The following is a 17,894-nucleotide window of genomic DNA, read 5'->3' as shown; positions in this document are numbered from 1 at the left end:
TCTGCAGGCCTGAGCTACGCGTCGAGTTCGGTCTCACCCGTGCCTTGGTCGGCGGCCTCCGCGTTCACGGGGCCTGCGGCGAACTGGCGGGGACCCGGGGTGTACACGACTTGACCGTTTGACTCACGTCGCCACCAGCCGAGCGCGCTGTCATACCGTCGACGCTCTTGATACAGGATGAGATAGCCGGGCAACGCGGTCAGTTGCCATTCGGTGGGCAGAGCAGCGATGAGCTGGTGCGCGAGGCTCCTTGCGGTCATGGGTTGGCCGAGGACGCTCAACGAGGTGTCCCGGTAGATTTTCTTGGCCTCCGTGTTGCTGTCGAACCGTAGAAGGTAGGGCAGTTGGCCCTTGGCCGCCTCCAAAATCGCCGCGAGTGGCTGGGCACCTGGCTGCGGTCGACACTCGTGGTCAAGGTCGATGGGATAGGTGGCGTCGAAGTGCGCCGCCTTGACCATGCTCGTGTCACGATTGCGTCCCGGGTCCTTGTTGCCAAAGCCGTTAGTGTTCCAGGGAATGCTGTCGTGTTTCCGATATTTCTTGATGAGCAGCTTCTCGGGCGCGGCCGCGTCGAGGTCCTCGTCGACGTAGACGCACACGAACCGGACGGCGTCGGAGTCGAGTCCGGTACGACCGGATAGCTTGCGAAGGTGCTGGGTCAGCCGGTCCTGCAGCGACTTGGCGGCCTTGCCGACGTAGACGCGCTGACCGTTGAAGAACAGCGTGTACACGCCTGGACGCCCCAGAACCGCGGAGAGGTGCGCCGCTGTCAAGGGGGCGGGCTTGAGCGGTCGCAGAGTGGCCTCCAACTGATCGGCCAGCGCCTGGGTGATGCTGAGTCGGAACTCAGCCGCCCATTCGTCCGTCACCGCCACCTCCGAGGACTCATCAATCCGAGTTCCGCAGTCTGACATGCGAGGCTTCCGGAGCCAACCACCAGACCGGATCTTTTGCCCTCGACCGCCGCATCGATCTAGCCGAACTACTTTGGGCCAAGCGCCGTCACCTCAACGACACCGGCAGCTGCTGGTGCCCAGCACGACGACTCGTCGGCCCCGCCTGACACTCATATGTTTCGGACGATACTGACGCAACCGTCGGAACTGGCCGGCCTCTCGAGTTGGCGATCGAGAGCCGGGGCAGTAGCCACGAACGCTCACGCGGCGGGTCGTGCGCCCAGTGAGGTGCCCGTGACGGGCGCTACTGCTGGTATCTCGCATCCTGCGGCAAGCGCCCGCGAAGGCCCATAGCCTGGGAGCGGGAGCAGTTCGGGCAAAATTGACGGAGGACACCGTGAACGAAGCCGTCAGGGACGCCCTTGAGGGCGTCAGCGAGATCGAGCTCACCGTAACCGGCCGGAAGACCGGACGGCAGATTTCGCACCCCGTGTGGTTCGTGCAGGAAGAGGCGAGCCTGTTCCTGGTTCCGATAACCGGCTCGGACAGCGACTGGTACAAGAACGTACGGCGGACACCGATGGTCCAGGTGGCCTCGAACGGAACGGCGTTGAGCACGAGCGCCACACCGATCACCGACGCCGACCGGGTCAACCACATCGTGGAGATGTTTCGCGCCAAGTACGGCGCGGATCAGGTGGAGGCGCACTACCCGAAGCGCGACGTCGCCGTTCAGGTCGCGCTGGGTGAGTCCCGACCGTGAGGCGGAACCGGCCCGGGATCGAGGCAGGCACGACAGATCACGGGTAGGCAGGCCGCTTGTCCGACGTGATCCTCCGATTCTCGGCAGGCGTCAGCTCGAAGTACACCACCCGGTCTTCCGCCGCCCGAGCCGGCGCGTCAGCGCACCAGCACCCCGTGCAGATCACGCCCTCGCGCCCACCATGGCGGGTGGTTTTGCGGGCGCGAAGCGGATCAGCCGGTGATCGTGACGGCGACCGGCAGGCCCTGCTGCACCTCGAGCACCAGCATGTCTCCCGGCACCGATGTGTTCACGGGCGGGCCGCCCGTCGGCGGAGCACCATGCGGCCGGCGCGATACCGCAGCTCCCGCGCCGTCTGGCCCAGCTCGAACGCGATCCGGGCCGCCTCGTACGCCTCGGCGGCCCCCGGCTCCGCCATCCGGCGCTCGCGCAGGTCGTCCCAGTCGGCCCGATCATCCATCACTGGGCCCCCTCGACCGTGGTCAGCCGCTCTGCGAGCCATCGCTCCAGAGCCCAACGAGGGTGAAGGCACCGGGTGGTGGTGCTGTTCGTCACGTCTTGTTCCTTCGCGGTGATCGATTGGCTTCTACTATGCACGTCGTGCGCGATGATGGTGAGCTGCCCGCAGGCCAGGACGGTTCGAGTCGGCGGTGGGTGGGCCGTACCCGGCTGGTCCTGGTCGTGTGCGGCGCGGTCGTCGCCGTCGTGGCCGCCACCGCGGGTGTCAGGTGGTTCGTCGGCGAACCCGATCCGGCCGCGGGTGGGAAGCGGTCGATCGGCTACGGCTGCCCCGTGTTCGGCTTGGACCCGGGCCCTCCCAAGGAGTGCGGTCCGCCCGCGGCCCTGGACCCGCGCCGCGCACCGGTGACCGAGGGGCAGCGGACGGCGGTCAAGGACAGGGCCAAGGCGATTCGCCTCGCCGCGTCGCACGCCGGCTGGTGCATGACCGGCATCCAGCGTGAATGCGCCCGTCGGCCGGCGTCACACGACCCCACGCAGCACGATGTCGACGCGGCTCGGCTGTGGCTGAGCCGGACGGAGGCCTCAGCGAGCACGGCACGGTTGGCTCGTCCGGGCGATCCAGGTTATGTGGGCGCGCTGCTCTACGCGGCTCGCCTCGATGACGTCTGCGTCGTCGGCTACCTGGAGCAGGTGCCGGGCGGTGCGGGCGGCGAGGAGATCGTCGGCCTTCTGCCAGACGGGACCTGCCTGCCCGACTGACGAGCCGAGCGTGCCCACGGGCGCAGGCCGGCACCCGACCGGGACGCTCCGCTCCGAGTTCTCCGGTGGGCCGCGGAGGTCCACCGAGGTCGGGCTCGGCGAGCCGGTGGACGGCCTGTCCAGCTGACCGTCGCCGAACTGCTCCGGACCCACGCGCTCCGTCCATCCTGCACGTGGATCGATTCCGGGTCCGCGTCTGGACCGCCGACAGCTGACCGTCCGCCGAGCGGGTCCGCCGGCTCATCGCCAGTGGCCTGTTCGACGCGGATGCCGGCGTGATCGTCGAGTACCCGTACCGGTCAGCGGATGGGGCCGAACCGCCGATATCCACGGCTGTCCCTGACCGCCCGCGCGGCGATACGGTGCACGCACCGCCTCGGGCCGCGCCGACAGGTCGCGACGCCGCCTTGCGGGTTCCCACCCCGCACCACCGGATCGATCTCACGTCCGACGCCGGCGTAGTCGCCGGGAGAGAGGATCGAAGAGGATGCTCGCGACACCCCCCATCTCTCGCTGGCGAGCGGCGAGGGTGACCCTCGCAGCCGCCATCGCACTGGTCAGCGTCGGCCTTTTCGGCGCGCCCGTCCAGGCCCAGGGACAGTCCAAAGTCACCGTGATGACCCGGAACCTATATCTGGGTGGCGATCTGACGCCGTCGATCGGCGCGCCGACAGTGGAGGCGTTTCTGGCCGCGAACTCCGCGCTGTTCAGCCACGTCGGCCTGGTCGACTTTCCCGCCCGGGCGAAACTGCTCGCTCGGGAGATCACCGAGAACAAGCCGGATCTGGTCGGATTGCAGGAGGTCGCCCTGTGGCGCACGGGCCGGATTGGTGACCCCGCACCGGCCATGGACGTCCGGTACGACTATCTGGCGCTGCTCATGGGCGAGCTGAGCCGTTCCGGTCACCCGTACGACGTCGCGGTCGTACAGGCCGAGGCGGATCTGGAGGCGCCCGCGGGCGCGCCGCACTACCTGGACGTACGGCTCACGATGCGCGACGTCATCCTGGTGCGCCACGGCGGCCGGGTGAAGGTGACCGACTCCTCGTCCGGCAACTTCGTCAACAACCTCACGTTTCCGCTCGCGGCCACGAACGGGACCGTGACCAGCACCCGCGGTTGGACGGCGGTGGACGTGGTACGCGGGCAACGCCCGTTCCGGTTCGTGAACACCCACCTGGAGGCCTTCCACGCCGGTATCCGGGTGCTGCAGGCGCACGAGCTGCTGGCCGGCCCGCTGGCCGCCGCGCCGGGTGACGTCATCCTCGCCGGTGACCTCAACACGGGCCCCGACCTGCCCGTCGCCGAAAACCGGCTCGCCTACGCGGCGCTGGTGGCCGGCGGGATGCGAGACACGTGGCAGATCCTGCAGCCGGACGATCCCGGCTACACCGCGGGTCTGGGCGATGACCTGAACCAACCCGCCGACGACGTCGAACACCGCATCGACATGGTCCTGTTCCGGGGGGCGGTCGTACCCGTCTCGAGCCTCATCTTCGGGGCCGAGCGGCAGACCCCCGACGGCCGGTGGGCATCGGACCACCTCGGCTACCTGGCCGTGCTGGCCCTGCGGTAACGCGAACGCTGCTCCGGGCTGGCGCCGACGCGCCAGCCCGGAGTTGACGCCGGCGCGGGGCGCCATAGCCTGAGCGGCCCGTCGACCAGCACGAAGCCGGCGGTGGCGACCACGCGGACCATTTCCCCGTCGAGAAGGCGTGCCGGTCCGTAGCCGCCGTCCTCGCCGATCTCCTCCCCGCCGAGGATCGCCGCACCGGCCCCGTCATCGATCTCCCACGCGTACCGGTGAGCAGGAAGTGCAGGGCGTGCCATAGCTTGTTCAGATCCAACTCGGGGTTGGGGAGACCAGATGTCTGTTGAAAACGCGTACGCCGTCGTAGGCGTGACGACCGGCGGGGTCAGCGTGACGAGCGATGAACCATCGGTCGACGAGGTGCGGACCGCCGCAGACACGGCAGGCCATGAGCTGGCCGGCGCCGATGACTGAGCCCTCGGCCACGACGACGCCTCGCCCGGCTCCCCCGTCGGCCCACGACGGCGCATCGCCGCGCCTGCTCGTCTTCGTCGGTGGGCTCGCGGTCGCGCTCGTCGCCGGCTTTGCGCTCGGCGAGGTGGTCCGCGACTCGGCGCGCCCGACAGGTTCGGCTCCGACGGGCGGGCCGACCGGCACCAGCATGCACGCCTCGGGTGGCGCCGGGCACCAGCACGCGGGCGGTGCGGCGGCGGCTGCCGCTGCCGAGGTGGGTGGGCTGGCCGTCAGCGCGGGCGGCTACACCTTCGTACCCGAGACGACCTCCCTCACGGCGGGCGCGCGGAGCACCTGGCGGTTCCGCGTGATCGGCCCCGACCGCAAGCCGGTGACGAACTTCGGGATCGTGCACGACAAGCAGATGCACCTGATCGTCGCGCGTCGGGACTTCTCCGGCTACCAGCACCTGCACCCGACGATGGCGCCGGACGGCACCTGGAGCGTTGACCTGGTGCTCCCGCGGGCCGGCGCGTGGCGGGCGTACGCCGACTTCGCGGCCGTCGGCTCGACCAGGGCGCAGGTCCCGCTGACCCTCGGCGTGGACCTCACCGTGCCCGGTGATTACCGGCCGCGCCCGCTACCCGACGCCACCCGCGAGTCCATCGTCGACGGATTCACCGTGACCTACGAGGGCACGCCGCGACTCGGTGAGACCCAGGCGCTGGTGTTCCGGGTGTACCGGGACGGTTCGCCGGTGGCCGACCTGCAGCGCTACCTCGGCGCGTACGGGCACCTTGTCGTGCTACGTGAGGGCGACCTTGGGTACGTGCACGTGCACCCGGAGGAGCGGCTGCTCGGCGGCGCGGTCAAGTTCTGGCTCGCGGCGACGAGTCCCGGCCGGTACCGGATGTTCTTCGACTTCCAGGTTGACGGCAGGGTGCATTCCGCCGAGTTCACGCTGGTGGTGCGGTAGCGGTGTCACTGGGCACGGGAGAGCTGGCCTGCCCTCGTCAGGACCACTCGCGAGGAAGGCCGGACAGGGGATGTTTCCCGTTCCATCGTGCCGATACTATCGCCCATCAACGATATTGATTGATTCACCTGATCGGATGTGATCGCATGGTGCGGAAACCCCGCAGAGGCGTGATCCTACTTTCCGTTGTCCTCGCGACCACCGGCCTGACGGTTGGACCGGCCAACGCGAACAACACGATCTTCGACGACGGCGGCATCGTCGTCGAGGCTCACCAGCACGGTGGCGAGGGGGGCCACCTCGACCACGACAACAAGGACGTCACCCTCGTCGGCAAGGCACGGGTGAACAATGCCCGGGCGGGCGTCGTTTCCGACGTCGGCGTGCTCGGCGACTACGCGTACCTCGGCGCTTTCAACAGCGATCCGTGCGAGGGCGGCGTCTACGTCATGGACATCTCCGACCTCGGCAACCCGCAGCATGTCGGCTTCATCGCCGCGTCACCGGGCTCGTTCGTCGGCGAAGGAATCCATCCGATCAACTTCAGCACCCCCGCGTTCAGCGGCGACGTGCTGGCGTACAGCAACGAGCTCTGCACCAACGCCTCGGCGCCGCCGGCGGTGGGCGGAGCGACCCTCGTCGACGTTTCCGACCCCCTGCACCCCGTGGTACTCGCCAACGGCTTCGGGGCGGTCGAACCGCAGGTGACGACGCGGGCGCGCACGACCCACAGCACGTTCATGTGGCAGACCGGGGCCGGACCGGACCGCAAGGCCTACATCGTGCTCCCGGACAGCCGTACGCCCATGCTGCCCATCTTTGACATCACCGACCCGCGGCACCCGGTCCAGGTGATCGACGTCAACGTGGCCGAGATGTTCCCACAGATCCTGCAGCCGGGTGTCGACCTGGACACGGTCTTCTTCCATGACGTGGTGGTGCGCAAGCACGGCAATCGGCAGATCATGCTGCTGTCCATGTGGGACGCCGGCTACGTGGCGCTCGACGTGACCAACCCGGCTCACCCGAGCTACGTCGCCGACACCGACTTCACCTTCCCCGACCCGCAGTTGCTCGAGAGCAACGGCGTAACGCTCGGCCCCGAGGGCAACGGCCACTACGCCGAGTTCGTGCACAACGGCGAGTACGTCCTGACCACCGACGAGGACTTCGGGCCGACCCGGGTCCGGGTCGCGACGAACGACGGAGGCGAATTCCGGTCGGTGCAGGCCGGCGGCGCGCAACTGCCCACCGGCGACGAGCTGTCCGGCACAGCCATCTTCGTCGGGCTTGGTTGCAACGCAAACCCGCCGGCACCCGCACCGGCAACCGGCGGTCCCTACATCGCCCTCGTCGAACGAGGCGGATGCGGCTTCACCGAGATGGCGGCCAACGTGGAGTCCCGCGGGTACGCGGGAACCGTTGTCTTCAACCGGACGGGTTCGTCGGGCGGCTGTGGCTCGCTGGTGAGCCCGTCGGTCGTGGCCAACAAGCCGTTCTTCTTCGTGAACCGGCAGGCCGGGCTGTCCATCATGGACGCGGACGGCGATTACGACGAGGCGGCCTGCCAGAGGAGCTCGGCCAGGGCCTCGGTGCCGGTCGGCACCGTCGGGGACACCGTCACCCTGGCTGCCACCTTTGACGGATGGGGCTACGTGCACCTGTTCCGAAACGGGACCGGGAAGCTACAGGAGCTGGACACCTACGCCGTACGGCAAGGCATGGACCCGGCCTACGCCAGCGGGTTCGGCAACCTGACCGTGCACGAGGTGGCCGTGTCGAAGCAGAACCCGCACCTGGTGTACGCGTCGTACTACGACGCAGGGCTGCGGGTCCTCAGCATCAAGAACGACCGGATCACCGAGGTCGGCCACTTCGTCGACGAGGGCGGCAACGACCTCTGGGGCGTGCAGATCCTCCAGCGCGCCGGCGGCGAGTACGTGCTCGCCAGCGACCGCGACTTCGGGCTGTACGTGTTCAAGTACACCGGCAAGAACTAGGCACCCCACTCGCGGCGCCGTCACCCATGAGGTGGCGGCGCCGCTCCATCCCCGGCGCCTGTCCCGCACGGTCGATCAACTCGGTCCTGGGAACCTCGGTGCTCGCCGAACTGTCAGGCATGCGACACCGATAGGCGCAACCCCCCCCTCCGCCAGGCTGAACGGTCCTCGGCGGGTGGTGACCATGCTGCCCCGCCCGTGCACCGACATCCGGAACGCCACAGTAGATCGTCAACGGCGACGGAATCAGCCACTACCGTGATCAGACGGGCGGGGCGAATGGGAGCGTGAGTTCTGAGTGTTGCGCATCGACGTGCTCGGCCCCGTACGGGCGACCGTGAGCGACCAACCCGTGCGGCTCGGCCCGAAGCTGGTGGAGTTGCTGGCCATCCTGCTCGTCGAGGCCGGCTCTGCCGTCCCAGCGGCCCGGGTCGTCGACCTGATCTGGGCCGAATCGCCTCCGCCCGGCGCCCGCACCACCCTCCGCAGCCACGTCTCCCACCTCCGTCGTGCCCTGGAGCCCGGAGCAGAGCAGGTCATCATCACCGTCGGCTCGGGCGCCGGCGCCGCCTACCGACTCGACGTGCCAGCGGACACGGTCGACGCCCACCGATTCGAGCGCTGGTGCGCCGAGGGCCACCGTCTGCTCTCCGCCGGCGACACCGACCTGACCGAGCGGGCCGCCGCCCTGCTCCACAACGCGCTGGCGCTCTGGCGCGGCCCCGCCTTCGCCGACCTGGCCGACCGCCCGTTCGTCCTGCCGAGGGTCGCCCAGCTCGACGCCACCCGCCGTGCCGCCCTACGCGACTACGCGCAGGCCCTCACCGCGCTCGGCCGGCACGCCGAGGCGATCGCGCAGCTCTCCGGGACGCTCGTCGACGACCCCTACGACGAGGGCGTACGGCGGCTGCTCGCCCTGGCGCTCTACGCGGAGCAGCGGGTGGACGAGGCGGCCGAGGTGTGCCGCGACGGGCTGGTGCTGCTGCGGGAGCGCGGGCTCGACGCCCCCGAGCTTGAGGAGCTCCAGCGGGACATCCTGCACCGGCGGCTGCCGTCGCAGCGACGACCCGCGGACCACGCCAAGCCGGTCCGGCCCTCCCTGCTCCCACCCGACCCGCCGCAGTTCGTGGGCCGGGTCGCCGAGCTGGACGCCGCCCGGGAGCTCCTGCGCCCCACCGCAGACGGCTCCCCGACGGTGCTGGTCAGCGGGGCGGCCGGCGTCGGCAAGACCCTCTTCGCGATCCGGCTGGCGCACGCCGTACGCGACGACTTCCCGGACGGGCAGCTGTACGTCGGCATGCGCGGGTTCGATCCGACCGGGGTGCCGATGAGCGCGGGCGAGGCGGTCCGCGGTTTCCTCGACGCGCTCGGGGTCCCACCCGAACGGATGCCGGCGACCCTCGACGCGCAGGCCGGGCTCTACCGCAGCCTGCTGGCCGACCGGCGAATGCTCGTGGTGCTGGACAACGTCCGCGACGCGGAGCAGGTCCGCCCACTGTTGCCCGGGGCTTCCGGCTGCGCCACGGTGGTGGCCAGCCGCAACCAGCTGGCCGGCCTGGTGGTCGCCGAGGGCGCCCGGCCGCTGCGGCTCGACCTGCTCGACAGCGGCGAATCCCGCGACCTGATCGCCCGCCGGGTGGGAGCCGCGCGAGTGGCCGGGGAACCGGCAGCCGTGCAACGGATCGTCGAGTCGTGCGGCCGGCTTCCGCTGGCCCTGGCGATCGTGGCCGCCCGCGCGGCCACCCATCCCGAGTTCACGCTCGACGCGCTCGCCGGGGAGCTGCGCGCCGGTGGTGGGCTCGACGCGTTCACCGGGGGTGACACCGTCGCCGATGTGCGGGCGGTGTTCTCCTGGTCGTACCAAGGTCTCGCGCCGGCCGCCGCCCGGCTGTTCCGGTTGCTGGCGGCGCACCCCGGCCCGGACGTAACCGTCCCCACCGCGGCGAGTCTCGCCGGCCGGGCACCCGATCGGGTACGGCCCGAGCTGCGCGAGCTGGCGGCGGCGCACCTGGTCGTCGAGCACGTCCCGGGCCGGTACGCGCTGCACGACCTGCTCCGCGCGTACGCCGATGAGCTGGGCCGCGACGACGCCGAGCGGCCGGCGGCGGTGCGGCGGGTGCTGGACCACCACCTGCACACCGCGCTCGCCGCCGACGCGCTGCTGTGGCCGCACCGCGACCCGCTGGCGGCGCCTCCGGTCGCCGAGGGCGTGACGGCGGAGGTGTTCGCGGACCGGGACGCGGCGCTGACCTGGTTCGGCGCGGAGCACGCGGCGCTGCTGGCCGGGCTGGACCAGGCGGCGCGCGCCGGCCTCGACGGGCATGTGTGGCGGCTGGCGTGGGCCACCGCGAACTTCTTCGCCCGGCGCGGGCACTGGTCGGACTGGGTACGGGCCGGGCGGGCCGGGGTGGCCGCCGCGCGGCGCCACGGTGACCGGGCGGCCGAGGCGGAGGCGCACCGGATCGTGGGCGGCGCGCACGTGCGGCTGCGCCGGTACGACGACGCGCGGGAGCACTACCGGCAGGCCCTCGACCTGTTCGACGGCCTCGGTGACCTCGTCGGTCAGGGTTTCACCTACCGGAGCCTGGGCTGGCTGGGTGAGCAGCAGGGCGACATCGCCGGGGCGCTGCGGCACGACGAGCACGCGCTCGGGTTGTTCCAGCAGGCCGGTCACGAGCGGGGCGAGGCGAACACGCTCAACTCGGTGGGCTGGTGTCTGGCCCTGCTCGGCGACCACGAGCGGGCGATCGTGCACTGCCGCCGGTCCCTGGCGCTGCTGGAACGCCTCGGCGACCCGGTCGGCATGGCCGGCGCGTGGGACAGCCTGGGGTACGCCTACCGTCATCTCGACCTCCATCAGGCGAGCGCCTGCTACCGGCAGGCGCTCGGGCTGTATCGGAAGCTGGGCGACCGGATGAACGAGGCGATCACCCTCCGCCACCTCGGGGAGACCCAGCACGCCGGCGGTGACCCGGATGCCGCCCGGCGGTCCTGGCGGCGGGCGCTCGACATCCTCGCCGAGATCGAGCACCCGGACGCCGAGCGGGTCCGGGCGCTGCTGGATTACGGTCCGTGACGCCGGCCAGCGACGACGGTGCACCCGCCCCCTTGTCATCGGGTGCACCGTCGTCTCGGCGGCCGACGCGGTCACGGTGCCGCCACTCGGCGGTGCCGGTGCCGGTGCCGACCCGGGCGGGCCGGCACCGGCACCGATCCTGTCGGGCCTGGTGTGCTCAGGCGGTGCCCTCGGCGTCGTCGACCGTCGCGGCGACCCCCGCTGGCGGGGTCCAGACCCAGCAGGTGCTGTAGTGCGACGCGAACCGCTGCTGGAAGGGCGCGGCGAGCGGGTGGTTGCGCAGCGCCAGGATGTTCTCGTCGTTCTGGCGCAGCGCCCGGTAGGTGAGGTTGTGGCTGCCCACGTAGAGCGTGGACTGGCTGCCCTGGCGGATGATCATGAACTTTTCGTGCATCGGGATGCCCTGCTGCTCGCCCTTGTCGTTCTCGGTGTAGCCGCAGAGGCGCACGGGCATGGCCTTGGCGAGGTCCACCAGCGCCGGCATGGGGTTGCCCTTGTCGTGCGGGGCGCCGGACTTGGCGCCGGTGACGATCCGGACCTGGCACCCGCGCTTGCGGGCCGCTATGAGTTCGTTCACCACGGCGCGGCGCTGGATCCGGAAGTTCGCCAGGTCCACCTTCGTCGACCCGGAGCAGGACAGGCCCTTGAGGATGCTCACGATCGGGTCGTTGCTCCCACTGCCCGGCGTTCTGCCGGCAGCCTCCCGGCGGGGGAAGGTGTAGAGGCGGTGCGCGTCGGCCGCGTAGGTCCGGCCCGCGTTGTCGTCGCTCTCCCCCGACCGGCCGTGGGCCATCAGGCTGTTGAAATACCGCAGGTAGTCCGCGTACAGGCCCTCGTGGCTGATCGTGATCGCGTTCTCGTACGCCGCGTAGTAGTCAAGGTTGGCCGACGAGACGTAGAGGACGTTCCTCGCCGTGCCGCCGCCCGCGAGCCGTACGCTGGAGATCGTCATGAACTTGTCGTGCATCAGCGGCGGGTTGCCCAACGGCGACGCCCCCGTCCGGTCGGTCATGCAGCCACGGGTCGACTGCCTGTCGGAGCGCCTCGTGCCGCACTCCACGACCGTGATCCCCGGAGTCGCCTTCAGCGCCTTGTAGAAGGCGTCACCGTCCCAGACCTGGCTGCCGTTGATCACGATCCGGACCCGTACGCCACGGCCGGCAGCGGCGCGGAGGGCGTCGAGGACCTCCTGGCGGTTGAAGAAGTAGAGGGTGAGCGACAGCGTCGCCCCGGACGGCGTCGCGTTGATCAGCCGGGCCACGTGGGCACCGACCCCCTTGTGCATGTCCGGGAACTCCGTCTTGCTGTTGAACCAGGCGTAGTTGCGGACCTCGGAGGCGGCGATGGGGACCACCGCCGCCGCCGCGGCCGGGACGGCCCCCTCGGCGGAGGTCTGCGCCGCGACCGGGGTGACCGGCAGGGAGACCGCCGTCAGCACGGCCGCCGCCATCGCCAGGCTGCGCAGGTTCGACCTTCTTCTCATGCGGCACTCCGCTGCGTCACGAGGGCCACGAACGATGTCGATCGCACGGTGATCAGTCCTTCCCCGTACTCCTGGGCGCGGGCCAGTCGGCCCGCCGCGCCCGGATCACCCCTCGGCGGGAGTGACCGTCGGCATTGGTTGACGTCGACTGTCGTACCGAGGCGTGGAAGGACTGTGGAAAGCGCGTCAAAGGACCGGGTGTGCCCCGGATGGTCCGCTTCCTCAACTGGCGGGCCTTGACCGGGGCGTCCACGGAAGGAGGCAGCTGGACGAGGACAGGGTTGGCCGTGGCGGCGCGGCTGTCAGTAGGTCCCGCCCCGCGCCACCTGCGCGGCCACCCGCTCGTGCAGGGCGGCGAGGGCCGGGCTGACGGTGGCGGTGAGCGGCGCCGGGTCCGCCAGCCGGCGCGCCGGCTCCGGTAGCCAGGCGAGGTCCGCGTCGAACCGGCCGCGCGCGGCGCGTACCGCACCGGCCGGGTCGGCGACGTCCAGGCGACGGCCGCCGCGCATGACCGGCACGAGCAGCGGCTCGCGGTCGCCCGGTGGGGGTTCGTCGCGCAGCCCCACCACGTCGCCGCTGGCGCCGGTGGGATCACGGAAGACCTGCTTGGGACCGGGCAGGGTGGCCTTGCCGGGCGACAGCTTGAGCACCGGCCGGTCGCCGACGGCCACCAGCTTGTAGACGCTGTCCAGGGACGGCGCGTCGAAGGAGACGCCCATCCGGGTGCCGACGCCGTACGCGTCGATCGGTGCGCCCGCGGCAACGAGCGCCGCGATGACGTCCTCGTCGAGGCTGCCGCTGGCCACGATCTGGGCCCGGGTCAGCCCGGCGTCGTCGAGGATCGCGCGGGTCTGCACGGCCAGCGCGGCGAGATCTCCGGAGTCGAGTCGCACGCCCACCGGGCCGGTCAGTCCCAGCTGCCCGATGACCTCGACGGCGGCCCGCACTCCGGCGGGCGTGTCGTAGGTGTCGACGAGGAACACCGGGTTCGTGGGGAAGTCGGTCGCGAACGCGCGGAACGCGGCACGCTCGTCGAGGAACGCCTCGACGTACGAGTGGGCCATCGTCCCGGACGGCGTCAGCCCGTAGCGTCGAGCGGCCTCGACGTCGCTGGTCGCGGCGAAGCCGGCGATCGCGGACGCCCGTGCCACGCCCGCCCCGGCCTCGATCCCGTGCGTGCGGCGGAACGCGAAGTCGACCAACTGCGCGTCGCCGGCGGCGAGGCGGCATCGGGCGGCTTTGCTGGCCACCGTCGTGTGGAACGTGATCAGGTTCAGCACGCCGGTCTCCACCAGCTGCGCCTCGGCGATCGGCGCGGTGATCTCCAGCAGCGGTTCGTCGGCGAACACCACGCGGCCCTCCGGTACGGCCCAGACGTCACCGGTGAACCGCAGCCCCTCGAGCGCTGCCAGCGTCGCCTGGTCGAACCCGACGATGTCGCGCAGATAGCCGAGTTCGCCCTCGTCGAACGCGAAGCTTTCCAGGAACGCCAGCGCCTCGGCCAGCCCGGCGGCCACCAGGAAACCGCGCCGCGGCGGTAGGCGGCGGACGAACAGGCTGAACGTTGCGCGCTCCACCATGTCCCGGCGCAGGTAGCTGGCCACCATCCGCAGCTCGTACAGGTCGGTACGCAACCCGGTCATGTTCCTCCATCGGCACGGGGGCGCGGTCGACGGACCGGTGGCATCGCGGTGATGCCGTCCCGTCCGGTCAGGAGCGGGCGCCGCGCGCGGGACGGTGAGACAGGGAACTCGACGCATTGACGCCGGCGTCGTCGCTGACACTGATGCCCAGCCGCTCGACCAGTTCGCCGCCGAGCCAGGCCGTCATCCCGACCAGGACAATGCCCACGAAGCTGCAGATCAGGGCCAGGGCCTTTGGCTCCCAGTTCTCCGCGGACGCCCGCGCGAACCAGCTCACCGCGAACAGCAGCACGACGACGACGTTGCCGACGCCGTGGATCGCGCCGACGCGCTTGGCGCGGGTACCGGACGGGATGGCCCGCCAGTCGATGAATCCGAAGACCGCGGCGACGAGGCCGCCGATGACGCCGATGCCGATGTTGTACGCGGCGGAAATCTGGAATCCAGCGCGGTCCGTGATCAGATACAGGATATCGAAGATCACCGCCGTGGCGAACAGGCCCAGCGGGAACACGATCATCATGGGATGGATCCCGTGGCCCATCGCCCTGGCTCGACTTTCCACCGCTACCACCCTGTCTGTCGGGATGTTTGGGCGCGGGTACCCCTTCGGGTCGCTGGTACACCTACCGGCGGTGAACACGTGAAGCGAGGACGCAGGTCATCCTCACCCGGGCAGGGCAGCGGCCTGCGCCAACCAGTCCGGCACGTCTGCCTCGTGGTACACCCGCTCGCTCGGCTCGATCCCGGCCAGGAATGCCGCGTACACCGCCGCCAACCGCAACGCCGCGACCGGCCGCAGCAGCTCCACGGCCCGTTCGGGGTCGCAGCCGGGCACGCTGGCCCGCCACCGCGCGGACCACGCCGCCAGCAGCGACGAGGCCGCCGCCGGGTCGACCCGCTCGGTCAGCCGGAGGATGTCGAACGCCGGATGCCCGACGATCGAGTCCCCCCAGTCGATGATCACCCGCCGCTGCCCGTCGCCCCGGACGTTGCCGGGGTGCAGGTCACCGTGCACCAGCGTGTCCGGCAACCCGCACCGTCGTACCTCCTCCAGCCGCGCCTCCAACCCGTCGAGCAGGGCGGGGGCGGCGTGCGGGGCGAGTGCGGCGCGGATCCACCGGGCCAGGCCGGCGCCGCGAAGGTCCGGCACGCCGGCCGCCACCAGATCGTCGGCGAGGGGCAGCGCGCGTACCTGAAGGGCGTGATGGTCCGCGGCGATGGCCTGGCGTTCGGCGGTGTCGGCCGCGTAGCGGTCCTCCCCCGGCACGTGGTCGAGCAGCATCCGCCCGTCACCGTCGTCGGCGAGCAGCGTCGGCACGAGCCCGGGCACCACCCCGTCGAGCCGGCGCAGCACCGCCGCCTCGTGCCGGAAGAAGGCCGGCACCTGCTTGAGCCAGGCGGTGCCGCGCGGCCCGTCGAGCCGCCAGATCGCCGACAGGTTCCAGGTCCGCTGCTGCGCCACCTCGGCCACCGGCCGTCCGAGCCGGTCGAGCGCCGCCCGCGCCCAGGCCAGGCTCGCCGCCGGCCCGCCCGGCTCCGCCCAGGGCGCGCGCAGCGGATGCGGCGCCAGCTCCACCGACACCGGCACCAGGGGTACGCGGACCGGGCCGGCCGCCTCCGCCAGGTAGGTCACCGCGCCCCCGGGCGGCGCCGGGCGCTCGCCGGCGAGCAGCCGAAGGACGGTCACCTCGATCGGCGCGCCGCGCACCACCGACTCGACCTCCTGCCACCAGGGCGTCGGCACGTCGTAGGGGGGCAGCGCCCCGAGCAGCCGGCCGGCGGGGTCGACCAGGACGAGGGTCACGGTGCGGGTCACGGTCGCCGACGGTAGTGCCGGGGCGCGACCGTCGGCGACCGGTTATCGCACCGGGTCGTGAGTGCCGCGCGGCACCCACGGCTTGCAGCGGCGCAGCCGGTCGGCCGCCATCCGCCCGCCGACCGCCAGGCCGTACCGTTCGACGGCGGTGAGGCCGTACGCGCTGCAGGTGGGGGTGAATCGGCACTGGCCGGGCCAGCGGTGCGACAGCCACCGGCGGTAGCCGAGGATCGCGGCCCGGCCGGCCCGGTCGACGACCGGCGCGCGGCTGACCCGGGCGGTGGTGGCGCCGAGGGTGAGCATGAGGGAAAAGAGCCCGAAGTCGCAGCAGTCCGGGCCGTCGCAGTCACAGCTGGGGTCGCACCAGTCGCGCTTCTTCTTCGACGTGTGCCGCTTGCGCTTGAGGTTGGACACGCCGTACATGATGCGGCAGCCCCGCCACTACTCGCCGCTCCGCGCCCGGGGGACCCACGCCTCGGCGGCACGCCGGCTATCGTCGACCGATGTCAGCACCCACCTCACCGCCCGGACCGGTCACCGCCGACGACGTCCTGGACGCGGTGCATGCGGCGGCGGACCTGCTCACCGGCGCCCTCGACCGGGACTGGCGGGTGCCCGCCGGCGGCCTGGACTGGGACTGCTGGGAGACGGTCGAGCACATCGCCGACGACCTCTTCACGTACGCGGGGCAGCTGGGCCCGCGCCGGCCACCCCTGGACGGACACGTGCCGTTCGGGTACGAGCGGCGGCGACCGGAGGCGCCGGGGTTGAGCGTCTGGGCCGACCCGAAGTGCGGCAACGCGGGGCTGGTGCAGGTGCTGGAGGCGTGCGGGGCGTTCCTGGCCGCGCTGGTCTCCACCACGCCGCCGCACGTCCGCGCCCATCACATCTTCGGCGCTGCCGACCCGGAGGGGTTCGCCGCGATGGGGGTGGTGGAGACGCTGGTGCACATGCACGACGTGGCGGCCGGTCTCAGCCTGGGCTGGCGACCCGACGCGCACCTCTGCGCGCGGGTGCGGCACCGGTTGTTCCCCGACGCGCCCACCGACACCGACCCGTGGGCGACGCTGCTCTGGGCCACCGGCCGCGGCGAACTGCCGGGGCGGGCGCCGCTGCACCGGTGGCGCTGGCAGGGCACGCCCGGATCCGAGCGGGAACCGCACGTCGAGGCGTAGCAGGGCCACGCGGAGCGCGCCCTCAACTGGCGGCCCGGTCCGGGCCCGGCGGCGCGGTCAGGACGAAGTGGACGGTGGCTCCGGTCCGCCGTCGCGCGAGGCGGTGGGTGAGCGGGACGAGCACGCCGTGCAGCAGGGGGTGCTTGCGCACCAGCAGCCGGGCCGCGTGCTCGTACTCGTCACCGGTCAGCGGGTGCGCGGTGGCCTCGACGGCGGGTCCGGTCGGTCTGCCCCGACCAGTGGCGGGGGCGACGGTGACCGTGGGGTTGTTGCGGAGGCGGCGGGTCTTGCCCGCCCGCGCGAAGCTGCGCACGTAGGCGTGGTCGCCCTCCACGGCGATGCTCACTGCCGTGCCGACCGGGGTGCCGTCCCGGCGGAAGGTGGTCAGCAGGACGGTCTTCTGCCGGGTGAACCGCGTCCACGGTGGTGTTGCGGTGCACTCGACCGCGCCGAGGACCCCGCCCAGTTCCCGCCACCGCGCGGCCAGCGCCGCCGCGGCCAGCAGCGCCGACAGGCCGACCAGCCAGGTCTGTGTGCCACTGCCGCCCAGGTGCTGGTCGACGGCGTGGGTGGCGGTGTGGGCGACCGCGCCGACAAGGTATCCGGCCAGGGCGACCGCGAGCGCGTCGGCCCAGATCGTGGCCAGCAGCAGGGTCAGGCCGAGGCCCAACTGGAAGGCGCCCACGTCGTGGACGAAGTGGTGGCTGGCGGGAAAGTCGACGGCTGCGGCGAAGCCGTCCGGTCGGTACAGCGCCCAACCGCCCACCAGCACGGCGGCCAGGCCGAGCAGGGCGGCGGCGGCGCGGACAAGGTTTCGCATACCCATGTGACGAGACGGTGTCCGGGGACGTGACCGCC

The 17,894-nt window shown here is 71.6% G+C and carries 17 protein-coding genes; 8 read left to right on the top strand and 9 right to left on the bottom strand.

Going from position 1 to position 17,894, the window contains the following annotated elements:
• Window positions 1–14: 14 nt before the first annotated feature.
• Entirely contained in the window at window positions 15–869 is an 855-nt protein-coding gene (locus AB0I41_RS02865; protein ID WP_357101116.1) for a GIY-YIG nuclease family protein, read from the bottom strand.
• 424 nt (window positions 870–1,293) lie between these two features.
• Between AB0I41_RS02865 and AB0I41_RS02860 the strand changes: the two genes are divergently transcribed.
• Window positions 1,294–1,659 carry a nitroreductase/quinone reductase family protein gene (locus AB0I41_RS02860; protein WP_357101114.1) on the top strand — a complete coding sequence of 122 codons (366 nt, stop codon included), beginning with the start codon at window positions 1,294–1,296 and terminating at the stop codon, window positions 1,657–1,659.
• A 289-nt stretch (window positions 1,660–1,948) separates the two neighbouring features.
• Here the strand turns inward: AB0I41_RS02860 and AB0I41_RS02855 are convergent, their stop codons facing one another.
• Window positions 1,949–2,119, bottom strand: a complete 171-nt coding sequence (locus AB0I41_RS02855) for a hypothetical protein (RefSeq protein ID WP_357101112.1) — start codon at window positions 2,117–2,119, stop codon at window positions 1,949–1,951.
• A 140-nt stretch (window positions 2,120–2,259) separates the two neighbouring features.
• Between AB0I41_RS02855 and AB0I41_RS02850 the strand changes: the two genes are divergently transcribed.
• A complete protein-coding gene (locus AB0I41_RS02850; protein ID WP_357101110.1) occupies window positions 2,260–2,880 on the top strand; it encodes a hypothetical protein in 621 nt (206 codons plus the stop codon).
• A gap of 616 nt (window positions 2,881–3,496) precedes the next feature.
• Window positions 3,497–4,456, top strand: a complete 960-nt coding sequence (locus tag AB0I41_RS02845) for an endonuclease/exonuclease/phosphatase family protein (RefSeq protein WP_357101108.1) — start codon at window positions 3,497–3,499, stop codon at window positions 4,454–4,456.
• Here the strand turns inward: AB0I41_RS02845 and AB0I41_RS02840 are convergent.
• Window positions 4,371–4,727: a hypothetical protein gene (locus AB0I41_RS02840; RefSeq protein WP_357101106.1), complete on the bottom strand. Its 357-nt coding sequence runs from the start codon at window positions 4,725–4,727 to the stop codon at window positions 4,371–4,373. The two genes, AB0I41_RS02845 and AB0I41_RS02840, sit on opposite strands and share 86 nt — an antisense overlap.
• Window positions 4,728–4,747: 20 nt before the next feature.
• Between AB0I41_RS02840 and AB0I41_RS02835 the strand changes: the two genes are divergently transcribed.
• From AB0I41_RS02835 to AB0I41_RS02820, 4 genes are all read left to right on the top strand, one after another.
• On the top strand, window positions 4,748–4,885 hold the full coding sequence (locus tag AB0I41_RS02835) for a hypothetical protein (RefSeq protein ID WP_357101104.1): 138 nt from the start codon (window positions 4,748–4,750) through the stop codon (window positions 4,883–4,885).
• Entirely contained in the window at window positions 4,878–5,840 is a 963-nt protein-coding gene (locus AB0I41_RS02830) for a hypothetical protein (protein WP_357101102.1), read from the top strand. Before AB0I41_RS02835 ends, AB0I41_RS02830 begins: the two co-directional genes overlap by 8 nt.
• 170 nt (window positions 5,841–6,010) lie before the next feature.
• A complete protein-coding gene (locus AB0I41_RS02825; RefSeq protein WP_357101100.1) occupies window positions 6,011–7,840 on the top strand; it encodes a PA domain-containing protein in 1,830 nt (609 codons plus the stop codon).
• Window positions 7,841–8,138: 298 nt separating this feature from the next.
• Window positions 8,139–10,916, top strand: coding sequence for a BTAD domain-containing putative transcriptional regulator (locus tag AB0I41_RS02820; protein ID WP_357101098.1), 2,778 nt, complete (start codon window positions 8,139–8,141; stop codon window positions 10,914–10,916).
• 157 nt (window positions 10,917–11,073) lie between these two features.
• Here AB0I41_RS02820 and AB0I41_RS02815 read toward each other — a convergent pair whose 3' ends face one another.
• The 5 genes from AB0I41_RS02815 to yidD form a co-directional block, all read right to left on the bottom strand.
• Window positions 11,074–12,399 carry a phosphatidylserine/phosphatidylglycerophosphate/cardiolipin synthase family protein gene (locus tag AB0I41_RS02815; RefSeq protein ID WP_357101096.1) on the bottom strand — a complete coding sequence of 442 codons (1,326 nt, stop codon included), beginning with the start codon at window positions 12,397–12,399 and terminating at the stop codon, window positions 11,074–11,076.
• 302 nt (window positions 12,400–12,701) lie between these two features.
• Complete coding sequence (locus AB0I41_RS02810; RefSeq protein WP_357101094.1) at window positions 12,702–14,042, bottom strand: nicotinate phosphoribosyltransferase; 1,341 nt, start codon at window positions 14,040–14,042, stop codon at window positions 12,702–12,704.
• A 67-nt stretch (window positions 14,043–14,109) separates the two neighbouring features.
• Window positions 14,110–14,586: a DUF2231 domain-containing protein gene (locus tag AB0I41_RS02805; RefSeq protein WP_357101223.1), complete on the bottom strand. Its 477-nt coding sequence runs from the start codon at window positions 14,584–14,586 to the stop codon at window positions 14,110–14,112.
• Window positions 14,587–14,709: 123 nt separating this feature from the next.
• Window positions 14,710–15,861: an aminoglycoside phosphotransferase family protein gene (locus AB0I41_RS02800; RefSeq protein ID WP_357101092.1), complete on the bottom strand. Its 1,152-nt coding sequence runs from the start codon at window positions 15,859–15,861 to the stop codon at window positions 14,710–14,712.
• A 42-nt stretch (window positions 15,862–15,903) separates the two neighbouring features.
• Window positions 15,904–16,284, bottom strand: a complete 381-nt coding sequence (gene yidD, locus AB0I41_RS02795; protein WP_357101090.1) for a membrane protein insertion efficiency factor YidD — start codon at window positions 16,282–16,284, stop codon at window positions 15,904–15,906.
• Window positions 16,285–16,364: 80 nt separating this feature from the next.
• On the opposite strand from yidD, the gene AB0I41_RS02790 reads away from it, so the two are divergent.
• Window positions 16,365–17,036: a hypothetical protein gene (locus tag AB0I41_RS02790; RefSeq protein WP_357101089.1), complete on the top strand. Its 672-nt coding sequence runs from the start codon at window positions 16,365–16,367 to the stop codon at window positions 17,034–17,036.
• A gap of 22 nt (window positions 17,037–17,058) precedes the next feature.
• Here the strand turns inward: AB0I41_RS02790 and AB0I41_RS02785 are convergent, their stop codons facing one another.
• A complete protein-coding gene (locus AB0I41_RS02785) occupies window positions 17,059–17,862 on the bottom strand; it encodes a PPOX class F420-dependent oxidoreductase (RefSeq protein ID WP_357101087.1) in 804 nt (267 codons plus the stop codon).
• Window positions 17,863–17,894 lie beyond the last annotated feature (32 nt).

The organism is Micromonospora sp. NPDC050200 (assembly GCF_040656135.1).
Taxonomy (GTDB): domain Bacteria; phylum Actinomycetota; class Actinomycetes; order Mycobacteriales; family Micromonosporaceae; genus Micromonospora.
This window is presented reverse-complemented; position numbering and strand designations above follow the sequence as displayed.